This window comes from Paenibacillus sp. CF095 (genome assembly GCF_900101225.1).
GTDB lineage: Bacteria > Bacillota > Bacilli > Paenibacillales > Paenibacillaceae > Paenibacillus.
Window position 1 is genome coordinate 1,576,949 of sequence record NZ_FMZN01000001.1, and the last position, 23,854, is coordinate 1,600,802.

Here is a 23,854-nt window from a genome sequence, read left to right on the forward strand (position 1 = left end):
GATACACAACTAATCAGTAATGGGAACAGGTTCTTGTCTTCGGTGCGGGACACGAACTTGTACCGATAAAATTAAAAAGCCGCTAAAATAGCGACTTCAATGGGAATATGTTCTTGTCCCTCGACACTTTCTTCTAGATGATAAAACTCAATTGAGCTTGATAAAGAATTTTTTCATAAATATTTTATTGCTATGTTTGGGAAACTGTTATCTCTTATTTGTTCAATTACGTTCCATTGAGGTACACTTACTTATACACTTCTTTCTCCTGCAATTCTCAATCAATAAAAAAAAGGTTGCGCTAAATTGAGCTACAATCTTTTCTAATATCCAGAATAATGCGTTCTTATCAATCCCCCTTCACTTCTCATTTGATGACTAACGATTTGGGCTGCAAAATATTCTAAGTGATCTCTTATGTTTAATGGTCCTCTTTAAATAAAAAATTATGTTGATCCAATTTACGTTTGAGTGACACAATTGATCCTCCTATCAAAAAAGCAGCCCCTTCAGGAGCTGTCTCATGTTATGCCTTATCTTGTAATCTTATCTGTTACGGCTAACCCGCCAGCTACTCGGCACCTGGATAAGGATTGATCTTCTGGATCGTTCCGTCTTCGTTGTATTTCAGCTCGGAATATTTAACGCAGCGCTTATGGTTGCGCCTTCCGACAGGGAGCTGTCGTGATAGAACAGATACCACTTGTCTTCAACTTGCACAATGGAGTGGTGGGTTGTCCAGCCGATAACCGGAGAGAGAATCTCGCCCTTGAACGTGAATGGTCCCATCGGGTTCTTGCCGATCGCATATACGAGCTTATGCGTGGTTCCTGTAGAGTAGGACAGGTACTTGGCATATTTAAATAAATCAACAAAGCTTATGACTGAGACAAAATTCCTTTTACAAACAATGAGACACTGTGCTTGTAAAAATCTTCCTCGGTGACGAGTTGGGACTGATATTGCCGGTGAATCAGCTCGCTCATCTGAAATCCGTAGCACATCGAGAGAAAAGACATGGCGGCAAGGCGCTCATCCTGTCTGGCTATAACTTTTTTCTTCTGCAGGCGTTCAAAATATTCAACCAGCAAGGAGTGCAGCTTCACCGGCGGATCGGACAGCACTCTGTCCAATTCGGGAAACATTCCTTTGTCGCGGATGCCAATCAAAATGATGTCCGCATTTTTATGAAAAAACAATCGATACTGCTGACTTACATTCAGCAGATCGACTTCCGGATTGTCGGTCGCGTCCTCTTTTAACAGCTTCTCAAATTGCGGGATATCCGAATGTCTTTCAATGATGGCTTCCAATATGCCTTGCTTACTTCCGAATTGCCGGAAAATCGTAGATTCATTGACTTTAGCTTCCGTTGCAATGGTTTTGGTGCTTACTCCCCGATAGCCATTCTTTTTGATGAGCCGTGTCGCGGCTTCAATGATTCTGTCTGAAGTTTGCATTGTATTTCTCCTTTTGCATATGTTAACCCTATTCTACTACAAGTTTTGCAGATGAAGCAGATTCAGAGTTCATCATTTTGATAAACGTTTATTTAAGGTAAATCGCTTCTTCTTTCCCAGCGGCTTGGTTCCGTAATCTTGACATGATCAGGCACCAATTGCGTGAGCGTGCCTAATTTATCAAATGTAATCTGGATTCGGTCAGAGGGCAACAGCCATTCTTCGGTCTCGATTGCGCAGCAATCCGGTATCGTCCCCATTCCTATAATCGTGCCAGGGAGTGGCGTGAAAACTTTGAGAACCTCCTCCATCACTTTTGCAGGGTGTGCAGAATACTCGGATGTGCTTCCCTTCCAGTGCAGTCTCTCCCCGATGCGTACATCCACATCCAATGCCAGCGGGTTGTCGATTTCATCCGGCGTTACCAGAAATGGTCCTATTCCTTTGCTACGATCGAAATCTTTGCAGCGCGTCGGTCCGGTCATCGCCTGGAAATCCGGCCACTGCACATCGCGGACAGTACTGTCGTTAAAAATAACATAACCTGCAATGCAGTTCTCCTTTCCTGTAACAAAGGCCAGCTCCGGCTCGATATCCAGGTAGGAAGAGTACGAAGGCCAATGAATCGTATCCCCATCGCCAATTAATGCATTATGATTACACTTATAATAACTGAAAGTTACTTTATTCAAATCTTGCTGGAATTTTTTGGGAATTTTACGTGTGAGCTCTTCTCTTTCCGGCCCTGTATATTCTCTTTGCAGCAGATTTACGCCAGCATTTCTCAGATGTCTTGGCGTCAGCCCGAAATCGATAAGCGCAGCCGGATTAGGAACCGGCGGTAGCAGGTTTACCGCTGCAATCGGGCTGATTTCATTTTCATTGAATTGGTGTAACTGTTCGACAGCATATTGCATCAATTCCTTAGCGGCATCATAACTTTCCGGCAAATAATGAAGATAGCTGTCCATACTTTCAAGACTATCAACGAATGTTCCCTGCTTTTTCATAATTTCAGCAAAAGACACGACAAATTTCTCGTTAATTACAAGCCCAAAAAAAGGTTCTTGCGATGTATTGGTTTGAAAGGTTACTAGTTTCATGTTGCAGCGCCTCCATCAATGTAGTGTGATGTTGTTCTGTTAGTAGCATACAGTATGGAGTTAATGCATGCAAGTGCATGCTTGCATTTCTGTTTTCCATTTTCTATAATGAGGACATAGTCAGTATGACTTACCCAAAAACATATACGCAAAGGAGAATTTTTATGAAGTATGGACGTATTATCCAAAAACCTCGCGTTAAATTTTTTGAAGTCGCACATGGCGTCTTTGCTGGTATTTCGCCGTATCGCGGGATCAGTTGGGCCAATGCCGGGTTCATCAACAAAGGTGAGGGGTTGGTGTATGACACGTTTTTCGATTTGTTCCATGCGCGGGAAATGCGGGAGGCTTTTAAGGAAGTAAGCAACGGCGGCTCTCCCGCATATGTGGTGAACTCGCACTATAATAGCGACCATGCCTGGGGAAACAAAGTGTTTGAAGATGCTTGCATTATTATGCACAAGGAAGCGTCCAGAGAGCGTCTTACCGAAAATATCGCCTGGATGGACAGCGTCATCAGAAGAGGAAAGGATTCTCCGGATTCTACTTCGGGCGAGCGGTTTTTTGCAGCGGAATTTGAAGGATTCGACCTGGAAGGCGTAGAATGGTTGCTCCCGAATGTTGAGATAAAAGACGATATCAACATCCGCCTTGGCGATACGGAAGTCATGATTTACAACGTAGCTCCGGCCCACTCTGACAGTGACTTGCTGCTGTGGATGCCAAAAGAAAAAGTGCTGTTCGCCGGCGATGTCGTGTTTAACGGGTGTACGGCATACAGCGAAGAGGGAACCCTCAATTGGGTTAAAGTGCTTGACCGCATTATTGATGAAATTAAACCCGAAATCATTATTCCAGGACATGGCGCCATTTGCGGCCTGGACTTCGTGAAGGAGCAGAGAGACTACCTCCTGAACCTGATCAGCGAGTTCAACAAGCATTACAATGACGAAATTGATGCCTTGTCCCTGACCAAGCAAATTGATATTTCCCGCTTCCTTCATTGGATTCAGCCAGAACGCTTGTATGTTACAGTGGACATCCTATTGAAAAGTAAACTAGGGTTACCACCCCTTCCAATTTGGAACGAGGTGCCTGCTAAACTGGAAGACATGAAAGTTTTTTTGGCCGGAAAATATGGTAATCAAATCAAGCCATGGGACCCTATGAGTGTTTGGCAAGAATGAATAGCAATTTGAAGCTAGCCTACGAAAAACAAAAATCGGCCCTGTCGCAAACGATGCGAACAGCGGCCGTTTTTTTGAATTGTTCCACGGAATTAAAATGGAGTTGGACTTATGACTTACTTTTCCGATAATTTAATAACACAAAGATCTATCAATAATTACAGTTCATTAGATTCAATCGAATTTATGTACATTTTAGCTTTTATGCTAAGACACCCAATGGTATATAAATAATTTAACATTAATATAATGTAAAGGCTGTTGACTAAGTTTACTTAAGGGGGCATTTAATATTGATTAAATTCCAGAATGAGCGTCAGATGATACCGCATCCAATTCTTTTGGAAGCAAAACAGAGTGCAGCAAATCAAATTCTAATTACGTATGATCAGCGGACAGATTTAGGATCAGCAACACATATTTCAAACTACTGGATTAGGAGTACTATGGAACACCTACCGGTATTGCAACTGTGGGAATGAGTGATGCACTGATGTCTTCAAACTCAATACGTCGGGAACTTGAAGGATAAACACAATTAACGTAACGATTAAAAATTATAACTCCAAGAGCGTAACCTAAAATGTAGGCGTTGTTCTTCATATAAATCCCTATTCACTTACCAAGTTCGAAATGTGCTCATTCACTACATTGGTATGGGTCTGTTTCTATGTCCAATGATCGATCGAATCCACAAATTCCTACAGATACTCTGTTTGCTGTGTAGACCTAGCCTAATAAAATATCAGTTATTAGACATACACCCATTAGAATAACTTACATAAACTGGACTGCATAACTAAGAAGGTAAACCATGATTACTGAGCAAACGAATGTAAACTCTTCTTCAAACCTTTGCAAGCTATGCATTTACAGGTATCTGATAACAGGAGCTTTTTATTGTAAGGTGATACCGCTTAATGAAGAGTGTCCCCCAATGTTTGAGTATGAAGAGTTAGGAAGCATAATAATAAGCTGTCCTGTATTGCAATCAGACAACTCTTCAGCTTTAGTTCCCCCACTTCCGATTGAGTTTACAGATGTACCAGCAGATATAAGACAGCGTGATACCATATTAAAGAGCTATAATCAGGGCGAGCTAAAGCACTATGCTGATCAGGTAGCGAACGGACAGCAACCAGATGATCCACTGGATGTCCCTCCTTTGCGCTCCGTACCAATATCAAGTCTCTTGGGCTGTGAAGGAAAATGGGTCAATCTTCTTATAGGTAACGTATTTGCTCTTACCCCAGTTGTGTTCAAATTTAATCGTCTTTTACAGCAGCCGAATGGGATACTATCTCGAAGGATGGATGGAACTACCTTATGGAACTTGGCAGCAGTTTGGCACTGTAACGCCTCCCTACCCTGCATCAAATATTCAAGTTATATGGTGCTAAATTATTTAACAGAGACAGTGACCTCAGATTGTAGTTACGTCCAGCTGATCGACACCTGAAGGCTTGAAGAATCAATAACTCCAATCACTTACATCAACGATAATAAGATTTCATAATAATTCGGTCAGGTCATTCTTTATAGTTTACTTAAAAAAAACCTGAATCTCTCATAATGAGAAATTCAGGGGTTTCTTTTCTATACTTATTGCACGTGTTGTGGACGGCAACTACCAGTCCTAGCATTAATATTTGCGTAGTGAACAATCATTGTATTTGTACTTAACAACTGGAGTTTAGTTTCACATATCAGTGCTGCCGCATATCTTGTGTTCTTCAGTAAAACAGAACTAATGTCTAAAGAGCCTTGTTTATTCCTTTGTTGTTTGGAACACTAATGAGATGTAACCATCTCTTCAGCTATTTTGATCAGATCCTCTTTACTTAGATTGCTGTCCGCATTATTGGATATTTCATATAACAAATGATTGTGATCGTCCCTCCATCCAATCCGATGGTAAGTAACGGAATTAGTTTCTCTATCTCTGGTATCGGATTGAATATAATAGACCTCATTACCTTGAATGTTCAGCTTCTCGGATTTAGCCTCATCGTTCTGGAATATGGTCACTTTGGAGTCAGGGAGTATTTTTGTTGCCGTTACAGTTACAATGTTCTTCCCATTGACATAGCGTGCCAAAGAGAAGTCAGCCGTGTTCCAATTCAGTTTTTGAATATACACCCGTTGCCCATCCGAAGAAGATTCAGCTTGTTTTTTCAGGTCGTCTGTTAACTTCAGGTAAGCAGGATCTGCGAGATGATTTGTATACAGATCGGCAGGATAAACGTATCCGTAGTCAAACTGGTACCCTTGAGGAAGGTGCGTTATTGATTTTAAAACGGGAGCCTGCGTCCGCTTAATTTCAGCTTGTAAACTGCTGAAATTAGAATATTTGATCCATTTATATTCAAATTTTACGGGATTTGATTTATCCGCGTTATTAATTAACTCATCTTTGACATAATAGGCTACGTAATCCCCAGGTTGCAATTGTTCTTTGATCTGATTTGTGTAAAAGCCCAGTCTTTTTGTGTAATTTGTAACAAAGTCAGTAGGCTCTTTGGCGGCGGCAGTGTTTAGTACCACCTCGCCTTTATGGTTAAGGAATTCAATATATTGTGAGGCCGCATACCCTGTCACTGATACTCCAAGAACGAACATTGCTGTTAGCCCGGGAACCACGACTCTTTGACGAACGCGTGCTCTGGCATGCAAGCCTCGCTTGTGAACTGCCAACTTATGGACCCGAGTCATGACTTTGTCAGTGACATCAAAATTCTGAAACTCCTCTTCGATTAAGAGATCCATTTCTTTCAGATTTTCGTTTTGAGAAGTACGTTGTAATTTTGGCATAGTTCTTCCTCCTTTGGGCTCATCCATTTTTTGAGTTTGATTTTGGTTCTGGCAAATTTTTTCTTGACGGCATCGGGACTTTTATTCAAAATTTCAGCTATTTCTGCAAACGATTTTTCTTCAAAAACGCGTAGAATCAGTAGGTTCCGTTCAGCTACATTTAGTTTTGCAAGCGCGCGGCTTAGTGGTTCGTTAAAGAGTTGGCTATCCAGCATTTCTGCAGGACTAATGGCAGATTGATCTTGAGCTATTAGTCTGAATTTCCATTTCTGTTGCATTTTTTTTTGACGGATTATGTTTATGCAGTGATGATAAGCCATTTTGTAGAGCCAAGCGGAGAAATTTACCTCAGGCTTATAGAGATTTATTTTCTCATAGGCCTTAACCAGAACGTCCTGAACAGCATCCTCGGCTTCCTGTTTGTTTGATATAAGTCTCCAGCAATACATAAATATCTGTTTTTGGTATTTTTGAACGATATAAACGTAGTCCTGAATTTCGCCCGCTTGTACTCTTTTAATTCTGTATTCAGTTTCCTCATCCATGTTTCTTTAAGGCACCTCCCAGGTATTCGCGATGAAGTTTATATATGTATAACAAACGAGGTAGTTCTAAAGGGACATTTTTTAGAAAAGTCTCTAGATTGTTGTTCAACCATACTCTATACCAATCAAAACTCAAACACTGTAAGAGCAAATTCAACATCTAATCTTCCAATATTAAATAATACATCCTTTGATCCCTGTGGTGAAACTCTTCTCGGCAATCAGTAATCGGACTATGTTCTTGTCCCTCGATGCTTAAACCTGTATGTTTAATCTCCCATATGATTGTTATTAATTAGGTTTGAACTTAAAAATTTGGAGGCGTCGACACGGCGCTAAGATATGAACTTGCAAGTGTATACCGATCGGTTTATAATGATGCAAACGGTATAGAAAGTGAGGCGATCCATGAACAAGCCCCATTCATGTTTCTGAGCCAAATAGCTTATGTATAAACAAAAAATATACTAACTAATGGAGGTATTTTCCATGTCTAAAGTAAATGTAGGCTCTGAGAATGAACAACCAATTGAACTGTATTATGAAGATCATGGTGCGGGAAAACCAATTATTCTGATTCATGGCTGGCCTTTAAGTGGACGATCCTGGGAGAAGCAAGTTCCTGCCCTGATTGAAGCGGGTTACCGTGTTATCACATATGACCGTCGTGGATTTGGTCAGTCTTCCCAACCTTGGGATGGTTATGACTATGATACTTTCGCTTCAGATTTGCATAAATTGATTCTGCACCTTGATCTGCGCGATATCACATTAGTCGGATTCTCCATGGGTGGCGGCGAAGTTGCACGCTACGTGGGAACTTACGGAACTGATCGCGTTTCTAAAGCTGTATTTGCAGGAGCGGTTCCTCCCTATCTCTATATAACCGAAGACAACCCTCAAGGAGGATTGAATGATGCAACGATTGCAGAATTCCAAAACGGGGTAAAAGCGGATCGTTTAGCTTTCCTGGATGGTTTCACAAACAACTTTTTCGCTGCTGGAGACCGTACAGACCTAGTGAGCGAACCATTCCGTATCTATAATCGGGATATTGCAGCTCTGGCTTCACCTAAAGGCACATTGGATTGTATAGCTGCCTTTGCCCTTACTGATTTCCGTCAGGATCTGGAGAAGTTCAACATTCCAACACTGGTTATCCATGGCGATTCAGATGCCATCGTGCCTTTGGAGGTAAGCGGACAGCGTACTCATGAATCCATCCCTGGCAGCCGTCTGGTCGTTGTTGAAGGTGGACCACACGGATTTAATGCGACCCATTCTGAACAATTTAACGCAGCATTGATCGAATTTTTGCAAGGTTAAATTTAATTCGATTAATGATTTTAGCTAAAAGAACAAATTGAAAAAAGTAGAACGCCTCCTAAATTAGGAGACGTCCTGCTTTTTCATTATTTCATAGGATTTGCATATGAAGAATGAACACCCTCTTGATCATTGGTAGTACAAAAAAAAGAGCCACTACGCATAAGATTGATGGCTACTTGGTACATTATGAGTCTGAACCGATTCGACATTTGTATTGAATTTCGGATGTATACTTGCACTTATAAACCGATCGGTTTATATTAATACAAACGGTATAGAAAGTGAGGAAGATTTAATGAATAATTTAACTCCCCCATTCACTCGTGAGACAGCAATTCAAAAAACACGTATGGCAGAAGACAGCTGGAATAGCCGAGACCCTCAGCGCGTCTCCCTTGTGTATACTGAGGATTGTTATTGGAGAAATCGGAGCGAATTTATAACAGGCCGCCAAGAAATTGTGTCTTTACTAACTCGAAAATGGGCCAAAGAACTGGACTACCGCCTTATTAAGGAGCTTTGGTCATTTACGGATAACCGTATTGCTGTTAGATTCGCATATGAATGGCATGATGATAGTGGCAATTGGTTCAGATCGTATGGGAATGAGAATTGGGAATTTGCTGACGACGGCTTGATGAAGCGTAGATTTGCTTCGATTAATGATATGCCGATTAAGGAAGAAGAACGAAAATTTCATTGGCCTCTCGGCACACGCCCTGCTGAACACCCAAGCCTCAGTGAGTTAAACCTATGACGCGCACTGTCTTTGAAAAATCCGATGTCATTCCTCTCGTGACTGAGGTATTTCGTGAATTAGGTTATGAGGGCGCATCTTTGAGTAAAATTACAGCCCGTACGCGTCTATCTAAAGGTAGCTTATATTATTTCTTCCCGGGTGGAAAAGATGAGATGGCTGCTGAAATTCTTACTCATATTGATCAATGGTTTATCAAGAACATTTTTGAACCGCTCGAAAAGAATGAACCCCGGGCAGCCATTGATCATATGTGGCAAGAGGTCGATATTTATTTTCAATCCGGTCAGCGGATATGCCTTGTTGGGGCATTCGCTTTGGACGAAACAAGGGATCGATTCGCTGCTGTAATTCAGCAATATTTTATAAGATGGATTGAAGCATTAAGTGCGGCACTAGTTCGAACAGGCATCTCTAAAGAGACTGCTGACCAAATTTCAGAGGAAACCATTGCTAGTATTCAAGGGGGATTAATTCTGAGTAGAGCAATTCATGATGAATCCTATTTTGAACGTATGTTGGCAAATCTGTCACAGCGAGTCTCAACTTATGTTTCTGAAAGCAACTCTGGTCACTGACACAAAAGTGTTTTTAGTAAACTGGCGGAATTTCTTCACACGAAAAACAAGTGATTTTTTCTTTTAGCGACTTTATGGGAGGTCAATAACATGAGCAATTTTGTCGCAGATCAATGGGGATTTGTTCGCCGTCAGACAATTGATTATGTGAGGAATATAAATGACTCTGCCTCAGAAATAATTCCAACAGGTTTGAAAAACAATATAAAATGGAATCTAGGCCACATGTATGTTATACATGAGAAGTTCGCTTTCCAACTTACTGGGCAAGAAACCAGATATCCTGCTAATTTTGGTAAGTTGTTTGCTCCAGGAACTAAACCGCTTGACTGGAATATAGAGCCTCCAACGATGCCTCAGATAATCGACTTGTTAACCGAACAAATTGAAAGGGTTGAAGCGGTACTTTTAAGCAAATTGAAAGAAGAAATCAATCCTCATTACAAGTCTTCTACAGGACTTATCTTTACAAATGTAGAACAATTACTGGGTTTTCTGATTTACCATGAAGCAATGCACTTTGCAACAATTAAAAATATCAAGAGCATAATTGACAGTTAGAATTAGTAAAAAATTTTCAAAACCAAAGTCTCGCCATGAAATATTGCGTTATTTTGATTACATTATTAGTAGTGTCCCTTCACTAAAAGGAACATTCAGAAATCGGACTATGTTCTTGTCCCTCGATATATGTCCATGTAATTTAAAGGCCATCCTTTGTAGGACGGCCCTTCCTTTTGTTTGAACTGCCTGTCTACACGCTGTTCTAAAATACTTTGTAATTGTTCTCGACAATACTTTCATAATATCTCTGTCTTACAAATGGCTTTACTTAATGTGTAGCTTCATCTGAATGCACTTCGTTAGCGTATTTGGATGGATCATAGAGAACTTCCATTGACTCGTCCCTATTCATTCCGATTGATTCTGCAATATCTGCTAATGTATCATGATCGCTAATTAGCTTGGCGTCCGTGTAATAAGAATAGAACAGCTTCTCTGCTAATTCCTTATCTTTACCAATAGATTTGGCATATTGGGTTAAACGATGAGCATCCAACGTATTGGTGGGCTTCACTTGGTCAATATTATACGAATTTGATGCATATTTTTGCCTGAGTACATCGATCCTTGCGGATTAAGTTCAAAGCTTTTATATTCAATAACCACTTCATTCGGATGGGCGAACTGCTCGAGTGCAGACTCTAATCGTCGTTTCCCAATATAATAAAATGGTACTCCAATATATCGCATCTACTTTTATGGGCATTGTAATATGGTGTCAAACAATTTTGTAGGGAACACAGACTGTGCTGTAGGAGACAGTTATTCGTTATGTTGATCTTATTAAGGTTTGAGTGACACAACTGATCCTCCTATTAAAAAAGCAGCCCCTTCAGGAGCTGCCTCATGTTATGCCTTATCTTGTAATCTTATCTGTTTCCGCTAACCACGCCAGCTTACTCGGCACCCGGATAAGGATTGATCTTCTGGATCGTTCCGTCTTCGTTGTATTTCAGCTCGGAATATTTAACGCAGCGCTTGTGGTTGACGCCTTCCGACAGGGAGCTGTCGTGATAGAACAGATACCACTTGTCTTCAACTTGCACAATGGAGTGGTGTGTTGTCCAGCCGATAACCGGAGAGAGAATCTCGCCTTTGAACGCGAATGGTCCCATCGGGTTCTTGCCTATCGCATATACGAGCTTATGCGTGGTTCCTGTAGAGTAGGACAGGTAGTAATAGTCGTTATATTTATGCATCCATGGGCCTTCAAAATATCTCCGTTCCTCATCCCCGGCCAGAATCGGATTCCCGTCTTCATCGACAATTGATATCTCGGCAGGCTTGCCCTGGAAGGACAGCATATCGTCACTAAGCAGTGCAACTTGCGGTCCAAGCGCTGGCTGGTCAGGAGCCGGTCCTTCTGCATCTGGCACGAAGCTGCCGGTCTGCCATTTCTCCAGCTGGCCGCCCCAGAGTCCGCCGAAATAGATGTATGACTGATTGTCGTCATCCACCAGTACGGCCGGATCGATACTAAAGCTGCCTTCCATATAATTTGGTTGCGGCTTGAACGGGCCTGCCGGAGACTCTGATGTTGCCACACCCAGACGGAAGATGCCGTCATGATCCCGTGCCGGGAAGAACAGGTAATAGGTATTGTCCTTATAAGCGGCATCCGGTGCCCAGAGCTGCTTCGAGGCCCACGGAATATCTCTCAGATGCAACGCTTCGCCGTGATCGACCACCGGGGAATCGAAGTTGTTCATCGAGAGGACATGATAGTCTTCCATTTTATACTGGTCGCCGTTATCGTTGCTCGGCTCGTCATGATCGAGGTCATGGGAAGGATAGATGTAAATTTTGCCCTCGTAGACATGGGCGGACGGGTCCGCAGTGAAGATGTGGGTTACGAGCGGCTGGTGGGGCTTAGGTAGTTGTTGTTGATTCATAAGGCATCTCCTTTGGTATTGGAATAATAGAATCCTTCATAATTAAGGCTGGGTTCTCTGTACCGTTGCCCAAGGCGCGCAGCCCCAGGTAGACGCCGGTGAAGCAGCTGGCTGAGGAAGCGAACAAGGGAGGCGCTTCATCGTCCAGCATGTAGGTATGTCTGCGGTCCAGGAATAGCGCTCAAATATCCGGCGATTTACGGTAATTCTTTGATTGCATCCTCAGTATTCGAAGCAAGCGTTTACAATCTCTAATGTTATTGTATAAGCACCGCTTATTCTTTCCTATATACATAATAAAGATCTTTCCCCGAAAAAATGTACAATTCCCGCCCATCTCATAATTCTTATATTCTAAATAAGACTACTTTAATGAAGTGATCTTTTTTGCGTTGTCTTGTCACACATATTACTTCTTCTCCTCTGGATCGCAACCATTTTACGAATTAATTTTTTTGGTGGCATTTTCACTTTAAGAAAACAGCGTTCGGCTCCTTTAAACTATCCTGCCCGTTAGCTTAATCTTTACAGTAGGTTATATTGAACACCACCTAGTTCAGCAACCTCGCGCAGGCGGTGAAAAGATTTACTGTATACTCACACGAGTCTATGGTAGGTTTAGGCAAGCATTTGGCACGAATGTTATATTGTTTGTGTTGTCATCTAGTACATAATAAAGATGTACGATTGATTCTATTCAGCCATGAATATGAGCGTCTATTAGCTTCCCAAAGTGGATGTGAAGCATTCACCAGTAAAATGCAATTAGACGAGATAAAGCAAGGTCATGTATGGTGATTACACAACAACAAATTCTGAGGAGTAATTTTACACTATGATCAATCGATTCATCAGCTTATTTTCCATTCCTTCGTATGCTTTACTCTTTATGTGTATGGCATTACAGGGGATGGGTATTTCACTCAGTACCCCCTTTTTATCTATTTATTTCACGGAACAGCTTGGCGTATCTATTGGTATGTTTGGTCTTTATCTAGCCGTTACACTAATTGCAGGAATATGGATCAGTACACTAATGGGAAGACGTTCTGACCTCGGCTTGAATAGGAAGAGCGTTTATCTTTTTTCTACTCTCTCCAATGTTATGGCCTTTAGTGGATACTTGTTTATTCAAGATTTTCCGATTTTGTTCATTTACATGACTGTGTTTACTGCCCTTGGTGCAACAGGAATGCCCCAGTTGTTCGCTATTTCTAGAGAAGCAGTGATAAAGAGTCATTTTACGGAGCGTGCGTTTGCTAATTCTACCTTGCGTTCTGCTTTCTCTCTCGGCTTTATTACAGGTCCTTTAATCGGCACTTTATTACTCGCTGCTATTGGATTTAAGGGGATTTTTTTGGGAACAATCGGAGCTTTCCTACTCGTTGCTCTGCTTGTTTTCCTGTTTCTCAAATCAAACACAGAAATGAAGAGCAGTAATGCTGAAGCGAATATAAAAAGTTTCCGACTGGCTCAAAACCGGGATATTTTAATTCCTTTTCTCATTATGATACTCATGTATACGGCTCATTGGATGAGCAGTATAAACACGGCTCTTTTTATTACAAAAAATCTTGGGGGAACGACAAGTCATGTCGGTTTAGTCAGCAGTATATGTGCTGCGCTGGAAATTCCCTTTATGATTGTACTCGGTCTACTTAGTGCAAAGTATAGTAATCGAATCTTGGTGTTTTGCGGGGCTATTTTTGGAGGAGCTTATTATTTCGTTATCCTTATCTCGAACGAGATGTGGCAAATGCTTGCAGCACAAATTTTGCTCGCTGTTTTTGTCGCCGTCATTTCTGCGATTGGAATTAGCTACATTCAGGACCTGCTGCCTAGTATGCCGGGATATGCTTCCACACTCTATTCGAATTCATCCACAATCGGCAGGCTGATTGGTAGTCTTGTTGGTGGTGGAGTAGCCAGCATCGTGGGTTACCGATACTCATTTATCTTCTGCTTTATACTTATTATTGTTGCTGTAATTATGCTTGTGGTAAGTGGAAGACAGCCTGTAGATGAACCGCAAATTTCAACCTAACTACGCCGATTCAATGGGATAATGTAGCTTTTTAAGCTTTTCCACCTACGGGGTATGGCAACTTACTCTAAACTAACCTGCACAATAGTCGAACAAAAGCAGTCGATCATTGATTAGCTACTCTTGTTCGACTGTTTAATTATAATTTCCTATCAGTTTAGTAAATCATTTCCGATTTGATATCATTTTGATTTAAAAATTTCATTAAATCGTTACTCAGCAGAACAATCTCATTGTTAGCATTATTCGCATAATCCGGCAACATCATATCCCTAACCATATTCGTTCGTAGCCATGTCATAAAGAAAAGATCCAAAATTAAGTTTGGAAAATTAAGCACCATTTTAAGCATTGGTGGATCAATTGAAACGCCAGCTTTTTGTATTGCCCTCAGATACGCTTTTAAAGTGACTGTTATTTTGCGTGCCGTCCTTCTGGTTCTGGCTGTTTTTTTGTCCATTATCTTATTCTCGGATTGTAAAACGCTCAGCATGGCAATGTCTGATACGGAATGTGTGATTAGATACGACTGCATATCCTTTTTAATAACGTAAGGAAGCTTTGCTGTTTTAAATATTTTTGCGAGATTTTCTATGCGTTCTGTCACTACACCATTAATTTCTCCAAATGCTGTTGCCGCTATAATCTTTGGTAGAAATCGAGCATGCAATACTCCATCCTTAATCTGTCCGCCGAAGCCAGGAAAAGCTGGTAAAAGTCTATCCCCCACGATATCCAGCCACGAAGAAAATCCCATTGAATTACTAGTCATCGTAACTACATTTTTGCTTTGATTATCTTTTAGCGCTAACAATGCTGATTCGGACCGATCATAACGAACGGTAACGAAAATGAAATCGTATATATCATCATTTTCGAGCGTATCGATGACATTCACTTGTATCGATCTAACTGTACTTTTCCCCTTATATCGCAGGCCATTTTCTCTTAATGATTTATATTTATTAGAACGTGCAAACAGAGTAACATCAAAACCTGCTTCAATAAGCTTAATTGCGTACATACTCCCGATGACACCTGCACCAAAAATTAAAATTCGATCTTGTTTTGTTGACATTAAAAACACTCCTACTTATTAACATTTCTTTTTGATTATCCGACAACATGTTGTATGATGTGATTATAAATTTTCATTATTCATTGATCAACCATCAGTTTTTTATGATTTGTCGGATGATATTCTTACTCGCTAGTAGGAGGAAAACATGAAAAAGCAACCCAAAATAACGGAGAAAACAAGACAAACATTTGTTGAAGTTTTTTGTGAGTTATATAGCCAAAAACCAATTGAGAAAATCTCAGTTCAGGAAATTGCGAATAATTCAGGATTTAACCGCAGCACCTTTTATCAATACTTTACTGATATTTATGAATTGCTAGACTCTGTTGAAAATGAGTTGTTAAATGACATAAAAAAAGAATTGGCGAATAAAGAGCTATCGATGCATACGGTTCAAGATACGCTCTATTGTCTGGACAGTAGAGAACATCTCCTGGTTCTCAATGCCCTTTTGGGTGATTTTGGAAATGCACGTTTTTTAAAACGTTTAAAAAAAGAAATCACTTTGAACCAATTGGAACTAAACGTTCCACAAAACCATGCCTTAACGCCATACTTAATTGAGTTTTACCTGACAACTTCCCTTTCTTTATTTCGTCTTTGGCTCCAGCGTCAAAAGGATTTATCGTCAGAAGAATTTTTTAAGTTAGTGGAGAACCTTTATTCAAGAGGGATTACTCCCTATTTTAAAGAATGAGTCTGTCATTCAAACCAAATCCATATGGTTGTTTAACATTGAAAAGCGCGCATAAACTTGATTACACAACCCACTCCCTAAAGAATAACCCACTTTTACCTGCCCGTTAGCTTAACGAAACAGATAAACTTCAATAATATGCTCACATTATCCTCAGGTTGACATAGTTAATAACGTTTTTTTTTAACATTGGCAAGGCATCATGCTTGAAGCATTCCCTAAAAAAGAAACCGACCTTGTTCCTGCAGAAAACAGGATCAAGGTCGGTTTCTTTAATTATAGCTGCAAGAAAATCTTATACAGAACTTGAGCAGCTTCTGCTCTGGTTGTCGTTCCGCCAGGACTCAGGGTGACATTGCTTCGCCCGTTTATGAAACCCATTCTAACCATTCCAGCCATGTCATCAATTGCGTACTTTGCTACATTTGCCGCATCTGTAAATCTCTTGAGATCCTCAGCTGTACGGGTCTGCTCGGTTTTCCCAACTGCCCGCAAAGCCCGCATGGTCAGCACAGCCAAATCTTGTCTAGCAATTTCCATTTCCGGATAGAAGCTGCCGTTTGAACCCATGGCGATCCCGAGTGCTTTGGCGATTCCGATTTCCTCATAATAGAGGTCTGTTCGCTTCATATCACTGAAGGTGGTGTTTAACTCTGTTTTGAGATCCAGTGTCCTTACCAACCAAGCTAGATACTCACCTCTTGTGACCTTTTGCTCGGGACTAAAGCTTGTTGCTGATGTCCCGTCGATGAATCCTTTGGACGCCATTGTTTCAACCGCTGGTGCGTACCACGAATCCTTGATGACATCATTGAAGAACTTCTTCGTATAAACAACTGCATATTGACCTGTATTTGCCGCTGGAAAAACCATGGCTTGTAGAGCACTGTCGTATTTGCCATTCAGTAGCTGAACAAATGTACTATTTGCAGCCTCGTACGAAACTGTAAGGTATTTGGAATTGGCCAATTCTTCAACATCAGGAGTATAAGGCAGTCTGATTTCAACCGGTGCATTCAAGGTTGCCATTTCTTCTCCATCTAATTGCACAGAGAATGCAATAACAGGTCTGCTGGCTATCACTGATTTTACATCTGAATGAAGCTTTACAGTATCTAGCCGGCTCAGTGACAGTTCCACATTTTTGGCACCTGATACATACTTCAGCAAATTAGAAGATACTGCAACGGTTCCAAATTCCGTATTAATCTCGATCTTGATGTTGGCATGCGCTGCGGTTAGTGCAGCTGCAGGAAGCTCAACCGCATAGGAATGGGCTCCCTCTGCTTTCGGAATGTCCACCATGATTGTTTTAATTTTACTGCTATTCGCCTTTACATGCTCCAGAGCCTTATTAAGGTCTTCCTGACGGATGGGTGCTCCTTTAGCTTTACCGGTTTTGGTATCCGTCTTTGGTGCCACAATCTTAATCCAATTCCCTTCGACTTTGATGTTTTCAGGAACCGGTGAAGGTGTGGTGACTGACACAGGTGCATCCGTTGACGAGGGTGTTTCCGTAGGCTTCGGATTGATGACTGGATTGCTGATAACGACAGTAAGGGATTGGCTCGCATAATGAGTTGCCGTCTCTTTATATCTTACTTCATAGATTCCGTTGCCAAGACCTGCAACCTCTGTGCCTGTGATCGCATTCCAGCTGCCAGCGTCCATTCCTACTAGCCGATATTCCATTGCAGGACTTACACCTGTGATCTTACCATCCTTGGTCCCAGCTGCACTGACATTTACAGCCTTGACCTCTGCACTGGACGGCGGACTTTGCTCCTGCTTGGTTCCGTCAGGCACAACGATCAAGATAGCAGGACTTGGATTGCTCAAATCCGTTCCGACGTACCGGAGCTCATATCTGCCGGCCTCGAGGCCTTCAATGCTGGATCCACTAACCGGCATGTAACCACCTTGATCCGCCTTTCGGTACTCCATATCGACAGTCACATTTTCAATTCTGCCATCATTCCCGCCTGCCGCTGTAGGCGGTGTAATGACGAGTCCTTCTGCTGTTGGTGCCTCTCTGTCTACCTTGGTTTCATTGCGAATGTCCACAGTTACCGGAGTACTTGCCTTTAGGCTGTCTGTGGCTGCATACCGGATCTGATAGCTGCCAGGCTCCAGATCGTTGATACTTGAACCTGAAACAGGTGTGTAGTCCTCTTCGCCCAGTTTCCGGTATTCCATCGTATCATTCAAACCCTCAATTATGCCTTTTATGCCGGTATCCGAATTGGCGTGTGAGATCACCCACCCACTCGCATCGGGTGCAGCCTGCTCCTGTGTCTGCCCTTCCGGAATAACGACTTCCTTATCCAGGCTGGCGCTCAGCGAACCGGTCTTCATATACCGGACATAATATTTACCGGCGGTGAGACCTGTGACCTCAATTCCTGCAATTGCAATATATTCTTCTTCGCCTTCCTTCTTATACTCCATTTCTGTTGTCACACCGATCAGTTTGCCGTCATCTCCATCAGGAATGGACGGTGCCACACCGGCCGGTGTTACTGGAGCCTCACGATTAGGAATGGGTATGGCCTGGTGAACTTCCCATTCCCATAGGCCTACACCGTTATCGCCTGCCCGCGATTGTTTGGTCAGGGTAACCCGCAGTGCTTTTACATTCAGCACCGAGTCAAACGTGTACGGATTGGTGGATTCCGCTGGAGTATGTTCAACCACTTTGATTCCCTCCGTAACCGTTCCCGCTGTTATCCATTCATCAGTTCCGCTATCCGCCGGGATGTAGGAATATACAATTTGGGTAGGCGGCTTGATTCCGCCGCCATCTGACCACAGCACCAGATTCGAACTCCGGATAGATGCACCCTGCGGCCATTCATATTGCACCCACTCCTCTGCGCCTTCATGACCCCAGGTTCCCCAATGCGAAATGTTGTTGCCATCTTTCTTTCCGTCGTTTACTGCCGCCAAACTCTCCCAAGGTGAGGTGTAGCTGGAAGAAGCATTCGCGAGGAAAGCCATATTGCCGTCATTCGGACTCAGCAGACGCAAATCCGTCAGCAACTTCTTGAGCGCTAGGGCAATTTCCTCGTCTGTGGCATTCATATTCTTGATCACAGCAGATGCTTCTGTCTTCGCTGCTTCGATTGGCGCAAGACCAGGATCTGCAAGGTTCGAAGCATTTAATGTATTTACATAGTTATAGACCTTGATCAGTTCTGACTTATCTACCGCTCCGGTATAGCCGTATACCTTCCATTCCAGAATACCGCTGCCATTAACGGAAGGCTTCATGTCCATACGAACACCTGTAATATAGGTGGGCTCAAAGGTCGTTGTATTGTATTTATTAAGTTCATTGCCCAATCCCTTTATGGCCCGTGGGGTGTACCATTTCCCATCTTCGTCGCGAAGCATTAGCTGCATATCCTTCGGACGGAAGTTCCCGCCGCCGTCCTGGAAGACATATACATCCATAGAAGAGGCCAGGAATGGCTGATCCCATTCATACATCACCCATGCTGGATCTCCTTCTCTACCCCAGTTATGCCATGCACTGTTGGGGGCACCGCGGTTCGGCGAGAAATCTGCCGAGCTTTTAGGTTCAATGCCGTTATTCATCGCTTCCGGATATCCGTCGCCACCAGAGAAGCTAGCGGAAGCCTTGGCTGTCAGCGCCGCATTTTGTAGCTCAGTATTCACGACATGTACGGTAGCCCAAACCTCCAAAGCACTTCCATTGACCTTTCCTCTGGCTTCAAATTGGCCTACACTAGCATAGCTGCTTGGATCTATAGCATCCCAAGTGATTTCCTGCTCTAGATACCCTTCCTCTGATAGAATATACATTTGTCTAGGAAGTTCTGGTTCAATATCCTTTTTGGTGATAACGCTGAGTGCCCGGTAAACGTCAACGGTATCTTCCTTAATCTCTATCGTTATATCCTTGCTGGCCTTCTTGTCTCCGTCTGCCGCACTGAAGGTAAACGTGTAGGTGCCTGCCGTGCTTACACGCGCATAGGCTGCTGCTTTGTCACCATCCACAAATGAAATGTCCGCTGAACCTTCAGGCTTTTGCTTGACGGCCCAAGTGTACTTCAACTTGGGTTCTTCTGCCTCGCTATGCACAGGGTCAGGAATGGCCTCCCCGGACAATACTACGATACTGTTATTGGCAACATCCTGAATCGCTGTTACTTGGCCAATTGCTGGAGGCTGTTTATCCGGCGGTGAAGCCAGTTCGAAGATTACCTGGCCGGAGCCAGTCAGTTGTCCATCACTTGCGCTAAGCTTAACTGTATATGAGCCTGCTTTGGTACCCGTAGCCTGTGTAATACTTGCTTTTGGATGAGTAAAGGTTAGCTTGGCGCCTTCCGGGGCACTGACCACTTCCCATTGATAAGACAGAGTCCCTTTCGGCGCGCCATCATCGGTTACAATCCCATTCAGCATAAATGGAATCAACGCCTGTGAATGTTGTGTCGCCAGCTCTACAGTAATTTGCGGAGCTTCATTTTCGCCGCCGGCTGACTTTTCAATGATCAATTCAGCACGCTGCACGCTACCCATCTGAAACATGGCAACGCCTTCATTGTTCTGAACATAGAACTGTCCGGCAGCTGCACCATTCAGCTTCATGGTATAGTAGCCATTCTCGATCCCCACTCCATCGAACAAAATCCGTGAAGTATGCTCTTTCCCTGATGGATTCAGGAGCTGAAGTGTAAAACCCTTACCATCTTTTTGAATTTGAGCGCTTTCTACTTTATCACTTTCCAGCTCCAAATAGATTTTCTCATCGATCAGATTGATCCGTTTGCCGAAACCGTCTTTCGGCGTAATGTTGTAGCTGTCTCCTTCGTCACTCACCAGCGCTCCATAACCGAACAACCCGAATATCGGATCTGTAACAATATCAGAGCTGATGCTGAGAAGGGAACCATAGAGGCCTTCTTCCGATTCGCCCGAAAAATCATTCCAGCCGTTACTCATGACGCGTGAGCCGCCATCGTATACGTCCTTCGTACCTGTGCCTCCCTTATACATCGAATATCTCCAAGAGGTACTGCCAACTGAATTAGCCGAAATCTGTCCCATATTGACGGCATTGAAGTTCGAAATCTTCGCGGCATAATTTCGTTGCTGTGCAATGGCTTTCTGCTCCACCGATCTGCCATCATTCTCATACCTTAACCAGTCATCCATAATGTATCCTGCCAAAGACGCAGTATATTGGAAATTCCACCAGCCTTCACCGCCGCGGAAAACGGGCACGGAATAATGGAACCAGGTAGGCTGAATCCCGCGCATGGCACGTGTTTTCCAATCGGCCATTTCCATACTTTTCTCAGCTGCACCTGTAAGTGCGTCTGCTGGATAGTACGTGCGCAGTGCCTTCGCTGCTGCATAAGCCCCTTCTTCGCCAGTATTGTCATATTCAAATTCCGACCCGTAAGGATAAGTGGCTCTAGTCATATTCCGTCCCTTGTCGAGGGCGAACTTTTTCTGCAGATTGGCTGACTCGGTCTGCATCCCCTCTTCTTTCAGTGCTTCAATCATATGCGGGATTTGCTGCTCGCCATAGAATCCGATGGCCCCGGTTGAAACACGCTTATAGTAGATGTTATAAGCTTTCTCCAGATAAAACTGAGGCGATTCCCGGTACTCGATCAGATTAGGATAAGCCTTCTGAATCCGGTACATGTTGAAAAATCCGGTAGCTTCCATGATTTCGGAGAACGTACGTGTATAAGGTTTATCTTTGTCAGTGTACGCTCCAGAATCTTTCAGCCAGTTCGCAACGATGTAGCTATCCTGCGTATTCTTCATGTATCGTTCCCACATGAAGTCGATCAGGTATGTCTCGATAGAGCGAATTTCAGCGGGACTTGGAGCCAGATAGTTCTTCATCGTCATGAAGTTGATGTTGTCATGGCTCCAGTCATCTCCCCAATGGCTTGTATTGAGATCCATGCCGCTTGTAAGATACCAGTCGAAATAGTTACCATAAGTTGGACTTTCTGGATTCTTATCCTGTGTTTGCTGGACCATAAATTCGGAATGGGCATCCGAGATTGCATCCAGGTCGGCTAGGACATTGAATTCAAATTGAGTGAATTTATCCACCCATTCGTTGCCGTCCTTCAGCTTATATTCGATACGCACGCTGTTATTGCCGATCGAATCAAACTGAAGCGAATAGATGTGATGCTGTTCACCATTTACGATCTTGGTCTCCACAAACTCAACCGACTCGTTGTAGTCAGGGTTTCCGCCAGGCAGTCCACGTCCAGCCCGCGAGTTGTCAACCATTTCCTTTCTGCTCTTCCCAGGCTTGATAACCGGAATATGCGCTTCGTCAAACGGATCATTCTCTGCCAAATTTTGAATATCGATGGTTTGTACATCAACGATACTGTCGTCATAGTGCAGGTCTAGCTTGACAGGCATATTGATCGCTGTCTGGAAGCCCGGCACCGCTACTGCATCAATCATGCCTGATTTATATAGGATGGACCGCAGATTGGCTTCACGGTCTTCCATCGAGGTCGAACTGTTATTTGGGCTTTGGGCACTTTCCTGCGGCGTGTTGTCTCCTCCACGGACTGCTGAGAATTTGAACTTATATGTCTTGGACTCATCCGGTCCTAGGACGAGGCTGGAAGCATCAGTGAAGTATCCGCGTCCCGTTTTTTGGATTTCTTTGGAGTGAATATAGAGCACGTTCAGCCCCGGATACCAGCCGCCACTATCTCCTGTCCAGTTCTTAAAGGTGTCTGCAGCACGCCGCTCTCCTGCTTCATGCATCCAATAATCTACATACTCGATTCGAGCGCCGCTCTCCGGCACCGGAGTGAAGAGCATGAAGTTCCCCTCACCACTGGTGCGGATGGCATAAGAATACCCACTGTCAGCACCTGCGAAATTATGCACCGTCACACGGTCATCATAGGTATCGGATAAGGTCTGGTATTTGTTGTTCCAAGGCATCGGCAAGCCGATATCCCCGAATTCGATATACTGATTGCTTTTGTTCTTCACCGTAATTTCCCAAAGCATTGAACCATCATCGGTCTCCATATCAAAAACGGATTTCACATCGAAGCCCTTCATTACCCGCTGGTCTGTAGAATTTAGGTTCTGTCCAATAAAGTTGACTTCTACCTTCTTGCCGTCTGCTGATGCGGTCTTGTTCATATAGGGGTTATCCGGATTAATGGTCGAATATTGTGTAGATCCACCGGCAGCCAATGTTTTATTGGTATCAACTTCTACAAAGCCGTCCCTGTTATCAGGGAATTGTCCATTGGCACCCGTACGGTAAGAGAAGATCATTCCCCCCATCCATTGGTGCTGAGTACCATTCTGCGGCGATGTAGTATTAGGCAGGACGAAATTGATTGGCTCCCCCTGTTTATTGGTAGGATTGTTGTTGATATAGAGCTCTTCAATCTGGCCTAAGTCGCCAACTTTGGCCGACAGGCTGGCATTGGAGATTGCGGTCTTGACTGCAGCCGCCGCAACTTCAGGCAAAGCACTAACCTGTAGCGGCAGACTTGGAATAGCCAGGAGCAGCGCGATCATGAGCGGCTTCCACTTCTTCGAAATCATTGTCATTATAACCTCCTGTATATATGTGATCATATCCATTAGGGGTTTAATTCTCTTAAACCGGCAAGTATAGTTTCTTCTACGAAATACCTTTGACCGATCCATCGAAAATGACGTTCATTCTTTCGTCTAAAGTAGAATCTCTAAAGAGTGAAGATAAGGTTCTAAACCTGAATCCGTTGAAGGTTAAAACTGAATTTCGTAAGCGCTTTATTTTCT

The 23,854-nt window shown here is 43.1% G+C and carries 16 protein-coding genes and 1 pseudogene; 8 read left to right on the top strand and 9 right to left on the bottom strand.

Features of this window, described 5'->3' with window-relative positions:
• Positions 1-571: 571 nt before the first annotated feature.
• From BLS69_RS07000 to BLS69_RS07010, 3 genes and pseudogenes are all read right to left on the bottom strand, one after another.
• Positions 572-849, bottom strand: a pseudogene (locus BLS69_RS07000) (alpha-N-arabinofuranosidase); the annotation flags it as partial.
• A 29-nt stretch (positions 850-878) separates the two neighbouring features.
• Entirely contained in the window at positions 879-1,460 is a 582-nt protein-coding gene (locus BLS69_RS07005; protein ID WP_091029755.1) for a TetR/AcrR family transcriptional regulator, read from the bottom strand.
• 92 nt (positions 1,461-1,552) lie between these two features.
• Entirely contained in the window at positions 1,553-2,563 is a 1,011-nt protein-coding gene (locus tag BLS69_RS07010) for a fumarylacetoacetate hydrolase family protein (RefSeq protein ID WP_091029757.1), read from the bottom strand.
• A 164-nt stretch (positions 2,564-2,727) separates the two neighbouring features.
• On the opposite strand from BLS69_RS07010, the gene BLS69_RS07015 reads away from it, so the two are divergent.
• Together BLS69_RS07015 and BLS69_RS07025 are read left to right on the top strand one after the other, a co-directional pair.
• Complete coding sequence (locus BLS69_RS07015; protein ID WP_091029759.1) at positions 2,728-3,750, top strand: MBL fold metallo-hydrolase; 1,023 nt, start codon at positions 2,728-2,730, stop codon at positions 3,748-3,750.
• Positions 3,751-4,687: 937 nt separating this feature from the next.
• The gene (locus BLS69_RS07025; protein WP_143023560.1) at positions 4,688-5,209 is read left to right on the top strand and encodes a hypothetical protein; all 522 of its coding nucleotides are present in this window, start codon (positions 4,688-4,690) and stop codon (positions 5,207-5,209) included.
• A 332-nt stretch (positions 5,210-5,541) separates the two neighbouring features.
• Here the strand turns inward: BLS69_RS07025 and BLS69_RS07030 are convergent, their stop codons facing one another.
• Positions 5,542-6,561, bottom strand: coding sequence for a DUF4367 domain-containing protein (locus BLS69_RS07030; RefSeq protein WP_176872624.1), 1,020 nt, complete (start codon positions 6,559-6,561; stop codon positions 5,542-5,544).
• The gene (locus BLS69_RS07035) at positions 6,522-7,106 is read right to left on the bottom strand and encodes an RNA polymerase sigma factor (RefSeq protein WP_091029769.1); all 585 of its coding nucleotides are present in this window, start codon (positions 7,104-7,106) and stop codon (positions 6,522-6,524) included. Before BLS69_RS07035 ends, BLS69_RS07030 begins: the two co-directional genes overlap by 40 nt.
• Positions 7,107-7,595: 489 nt before the next feature.
• Here BLS69_RS07035 and BLS69_RS07040 point away from each other — a divergent pair, with 489 nt between their 5' ends.
• From BLS69_RS07040 to BLS69_RS07055, 4 genes are all read left to right on the top strand, one after another.
• Positions 7,596-8,432 (top strand): alpha/beta fold hydrolase, encoded by an 837-nt coding sequence (locus BLS69_RS07040; RefSeq protein WP_091029771.1) that lies wholly within the window; start codon positions 7,596-7,598, stop codon positions 8,430-8,432.
• Between the two features lie 298 nt (positions 8,433-8,730).
• Positions 8,731-9,192 (top strand): nuclear transport factor 2 family protein, encoded by a 462-nt coding sequence (locus BLS69_RS07045; protein WP_091029774.1) that lies wholly within the window; start codon positions 8,731-8,733, stop codon positions 9,190-9,192.
• Positions 9,189-9,770, top strand: a complete 582-nt coding sequence (locus BLS69_RS07050; RefSeq protein WP_091029776.1) for a TetR/AcrR family transcriptional regulator — start codon at positions 9,189-9,191, stop codon at positions 9,768-9,770. Before BLS69_RS07045 ends, BLS69_RS07050 begins: the two co-directional genes overlap by 4 nt.
• Positions 9,771-9,860: 90 nt before the next feature.
• Positions 9,861-10,331 carry a DinB family protein gene (locus BLS69_RS07055; RefSeq protein WP_091029778.1) on the top strand — a complete coding sequence of 157 codons (471 nt, stop codon included), beginning with the start codon at positions 9,861-9,863 and terminating at the stop codon, positions 10,329-10,331.
• Positions 10,332-10,602: 271 nt separating this feature from the next.
• Here the strand turns inward: BLS69_RS07055 and BLS69_RS07060 are convergent, their stop codons facing one another.
• Complete coding sequence (locus BLS69_RS07060) at positions 10,603-10,899, bottom strand: DsbA family protein (RefSeq protein WP_091029781.1); 297 nt, start codon at positions 10,897-10,899, stop codon at positions 10,603-10,605.
• 331 nt (positions 10,900-11,230) lie between these two features.
• Positions 11,231-12,226, bottom strand: coding sequence for a glycoside hydrolase family 43 protein (locus BLS69_RS07065; protein WP_091029783.1), 996 nt, complete (start codon positions 12,224-12,226; stop codon positions 11,231-11,233).
• Between the two features lie 835 nt (positions 12,227-13,061).
• Between BLS69_RS07065 and BLS69_RS07070 the strand changes: the two genes are divergently transcribed.
• The gene (locus tag BLS69_RS07070) at positions 13,062-14,270 is read left to right on the top strand and encodes a sugar efflux transporter (RefSeq protein WP_091029786.1); all 1,209 of its coding nucleotides are present in this window, start codon (positions 13,062-13,064) and stop codon (positions 14,268-14,270) included.
• Positions 14,271-14,427: 157 nt separating this feature from the next.
• On the opposite strand, the gene BLS69_RS07075 is transcribed toward BLS69_RS07070, so the two are convergent.
• Positions 14,428-15,348 carry a ketopantoate reductase family protein gene (locus BLS69_RS07075; RefSeq protein ID WP_091029789.1) on the bottom strand — a complete coding sequence of 307 codons (921 nt, stop codon included), beginning with the start codon at positions 15,346-15,348 and terminating at the stop codon, positions 14,428-14,430.
• Positions 15,349-15,496: 148 nt separating this feature from the next.
• On the opposite strand from BLS69_RS07075, the gene BLS69_RS07080 reads away from it, so the two are divergent.
• Positions 15,497-16,048, top strand: coding sequence for a TetR/AcrR family transcriptional regulator (locus BLS69_RS07080; RefSeq protein WP_091029790.1), 552 nt, complete (start codon positions 15,497-15,499; stop codon positions 16,046-16,048).
• 276 nt (positions 16,049-16,324) lie between these two features.
• Here BLS69_RS07080 and BLS69_RS07085 read toward each other — a convergent pair whose 3' ends face one another.
• A complete protein-coding gene (locus BLS69_RS07085; protein ID WP_176872628.1) occupies positions 16,325-23,641 on the bottom strand; it encodes a DUF5695 domain-containing protein in 7,317 nt (2,438 codons plus the stop codon).
• Between the last annotated feature and the right edge of the window lie 213 nt (positions 23,642-23,854).

What these genes read in the sequence shown, in the direction of transcription:
- BLS69_RS07080 (WP_091029790.1), top strand. Translation starts at nt 15,497, where the DNA reads ATGAAAAAGCAACCCAAAATAACGGAGAAAACAAGACAAACATTTGTT.
- BLS69_RS07015 (WP_091029759.1), top strand. Translation starts at nt 2,728, where the DNA reads ATGAAGTATGGACGTATTATCCAAAAACCTCGCGTTAAATTTTTTGAA.
- BLS69_RS07030 (WP_176872624.1), bottom strand. Translation starts at nt 6,561, where the DNA reads ATGCCAAAATTACAACGTACTTCTCAAAACGAAAATCTGAAAGAAATG.
- BLS69_RS07055 (WP_091029778.1), top strand. Translation starts at nt 9,861, where the DNA reads ATGAGCAATTTTGTCGCAGATCAATGGGGATTTGTTCGCCGTCAGACA.
- BLS69_RS07050 (WP_091029776.1), top strand. Translation starts at nt 9,189, where the DNA reads ATGACGCGCACTGTCTTTGAAAAATCCGATGTCATTCCTCTCGTGACT.
- BLS69_RS07070 (WP_091029786.1), top strand. Translation starts at nt 13,062, where the DNA reads ATGATCAATCGATTCATCAGCTTATTTTCCATTCCTTCGTATGCTTTA.
- BLS69_RS07085 (WP_176872628.1), bottom strand. Translation starts at nt 23,641, where the DNA reads ATGACAATGATTTCGAAGAAGTGGAAGCCGCTCATGATCGCGCTGCTC.
- BLS69_RS07075 (WP_091029789.1), bottom strand. Translation starts at nt 15,348, where the DNA reads ATGTCAACAAAACAAGATCGAATTTTAATTTTTGGTGCAGGTGTCATC.
- BLS69_RS07035 (WP_091029769.1), bottom strand. Translation starts at nt 7,106, where the DNA reads ATGGATGAGGAAACTGAATACAGAATTAAAAGAGTACAAGCGGGCGAA.
- BLS69_RS07005 (WP_091029755.1), bottom strand. Translation starts at nt 1,460, where the DNA reads ATGCAAACTTCAGACAGAATCATTGAAGCCGCGACACGGCTCATCAAA.
- BLS69_RS07065 (WP_091029783.1), bottom strand. Translation starts at nt 12,226, where the DNA reads ATGAATCAACAACAACTACCTAAGCCCCACCAGCCGCTCGTAACCCAC.
- BLS69_RS07045 (WP_091029774.1), top strand. Translation starts at nt 8,731, where the DNA reads ATGAATAATTTAACTCCCCCATTCACTCGTGAGACAGCAATTCAAAAA.
- BLS69_RS07040 (WP_091029771.1), top strand. Translation starts at nt 7,596, where the DNA reads ATGTCTAAAGTAAATGTAGGCTCTGAGAATGAACAACCAATTGAACTG.
- BLS69_RS07010 (WP_091029757.1), bottom strand. Translation starts at nt 2,563, where the DNA reads ATGAAACTAGTAACCTTTCAAACCAATACATCGCAAGAACCTTTTTTT.
- BLS69_RS07025 (WP_143023560.1), top strand. Translation starts at nt 4,688, where the DNA reads ATGTTTGAGTATGAAGAGTTAGGAAGCATAATAATAAGCTGTCCTGTA.